This is a genomic window from Flavobacterium sp. UBA4854 (genome assembly GCF_002399805.1).
Classification (GTDB): domain Bacteria; phylum Bacteroidota; class Bacteroidia; order Flavobacteriales; family Flavobacteriaceae; genus Flavobacterium; species Flavobacterium ginsengisoli.
Genome location: NZ_DHEI01000141.1, coordinates 1 through 2,221, shown reverse-complemented (window position 1 = coordinate 2,221; position 2,221 = coordinate 1). Strand labels below are relative to the sequence as shown.

Annotated in this window: 3 protein-coding genes; 2 read left to right on the top strand and 1 reads right to left on the bottom strand. The window is 33.5% G+C overall.

Annotation, left to right across the window (positions count from 1 at the left end):
* Together B3J44_RS20450 and B3J44_RS20445 are read left to right on the top strand one after the other, a co-directional pair.
* Window positions 1-336, top strand: a 336-nt coding sequence (locus B3J44_RS20450; protein ID WP_286971144.1) for a superoxide dismutase family protein, incomplete at its 5' end; no start/stop codon positions are given.
* A gap of 110 nt (window positions 337-446) precedes the next feature.
* Entirely contained in the window at window positions 447-1,649 is a 1,203-nt protein-coding gene (locus tag B3J44_RS20445; RefSeq protein ID WP_286971142.1) for an LETM1-related biofilm-associated protein, read from the top strand.
* A gap of 48 nt (window positions 1,650-1,697) precedes the next feature.
* On the opposite strand, the gene B3J44_RS20440 is transcribed toward B3J44_RS20445, so the two are convergent.
* Window positions 1,698-2,221: carbonic anhydrase (locus tag B3J44_RS20440; protein WP_286971140.1), on the bottom strand; the 524-nt coding region annotated here is incomplete at its 5' end.

Below are 2,221 nucleotides of genomic sequence, written 5' to 3'. Positions count from 1 at the left end.
GAACCTGGAGTTCACGCCATTCACATTCATGAAAAAGCAGATTGTAGTTCTGCCGACGGAAGTTCTGCTGGAGGACACTGGAATCCGACTTTTAAAAAACACGGAAAATGGGGAGTTGGAGAATATCATAAAGGTGATATCGGAAATTTTACTGCTGATGCAAAAGGTAACGGATCTATCACTTTAACTACTGACGAATGGTGCATTGGATGCGGCGACAGTAATAAAGATGTTCTAGGAAAAGGCTTAATTGTACATGCAGGAACAGACGATTTTACAACCCAGCCAACTGGAAATGCAGGAGGAAGAGTTGCTTGTGCAGGAATCATTAAATAAGAAAAAATTTAAATAACCGCTATTTTTAACAAAATGTAGCGGTTATTTCATTTTAAAATGAATTCTAAAACAAGAAAAAGACATAGCTTTGCATCAGCAAAATTAAGTCCATGATTAACCCATCAGCACCAGGCTGGATCGATAAATTTTTTAGTGAACAGAAGTTTTCAGAAGCAATTCCTTTTGAAACAGTGGACTCGTTTTACTATAAAGTGAGAGAAACGGGATTCATTTACGGACATATTATTGCGATAGATTCTCAAATTCCGATTCCGATAAAAGGCTGGTTTAAAACCGAAATTTCAAAAGTTGCTTTACTTAATACGCTCTATCATGTTTTTTGTTTAGAGAAAAGAAATTCGGAACCTAAAAATTTTATTTCTGAAGTTTTAAAGTTTTACAAGCAAATGAATCCAGAAGGATTTAATTTGTTCAAAATTTTATTGCCAAAAGATACGCCTTCCCTATCTCTGGAAAATATTATTGACCAGAGAGTTCAAACCAATGACAGCATCATCAGTAAAAACTTTTCGCATTTGGTAACCAATGCGTTATTGTTTATTGATGTTTTGGCTTTCAGACAATATTTAGAGCACGGAGAAATTCCAGAAAAATATTTAAAAAGAATTGAAGAAACGGTTCTTGGAATTGTTGGTTTGGCCTTAAAAACCAAAACAGTAAAATCTCAGCATGATGATTTATTGATCAAACTTTTTGAAGCTTCTATACGCTATTCCAAATTTTCGAAAGTTACGGTTGAGACTTTAGAAACTTTAAATCTTGACTATTTTAAAAATAGACTTGAACATTATTACCTAATAGATATGGCCGGAATGGCTTTATGGAGCGATGGTGTAGTTGAAAACGAAGAGTCTTATTTTCTATACGCCTTAGGTTCAACAATGGGAGTTTCTGATGATTTTGTAACAAAAAGTATGGATACAACAAATACTTTTATTACAACACATAAAAAGAAGATTCCATATTTTAATTATTCTAATCCTGTTAAACATTTTTATGATCAAATGACGCATAGCGTAGTCAAATTAATCATAAGAAACAAAAACCGATTGATTAAAGAAATTGTTCAAAGTAAGGAATTAATGGTGCTCCTTGCCTATTCTACAACAAGAGATTTGGATGCGAAGGAAAAGAAAAAAGTAAAAAAACAGCTTTTGGACATTTGTAAAACCATTCCGTCGCTCACTATATTTTTACTTCCTGGAGGAAGTTTACTATTACCGATATTAATCAAGTTTATTCCAACAATGCTTCCATCGGCATTTAATGAGAATTTAGACGAAAACGAATAAAAAAAATCGCCCTTTTTCAAGGGCGATTTTTTATTTCTATCTTATCTATTAAAGATCTAATTGATAAACTGAATCCAGTTCTTCGTTTGAACTAATAGTTACATTCAAATCGGTTACAAAACCTGAATTTAAACCGTAAACCCATCCGTGAACCATTAAATCTTGTCCGTTTTTCCAAGCATTTTGAACAATTGACGTTTTTGCTAAGTTATAAACCTGCTCTTTTGCATTGATTTCGACAAAAGCATTAAAACGCTCTTCTTCGTTCTCAATTGAGTTTAAATATTTATCATGAAGACGGTATTCATCTTTAATATGACGTAACCAGTTATCGATAATACCAACAGACTGATGTCCCATTGCTGCTTTTACACCACCGCATCCATAATGTCCGCACACGATAATATGCTTAATTTTCAAAACGTTTACTGCATAATCCAATACACTTAACATATTCATATCAGAGTGTACCACCATATTAGCAATGTTTCTGTGTACAAAAACTTCACCTGGTTTTGCACCAACAATTTCGTTTGCAGGAACACGGCTGTCAGAACATCCAATCCATAATA

Excerpts from the sequence above, each read along its gene's own strand:
- B3J44_RS20445 (WP_286971142.1), top strand. The coding sequence starts at position 447 with ATGATTAACCCATCAGCACCAGGCTGGATCGATAAATTTTTTAGTGAA.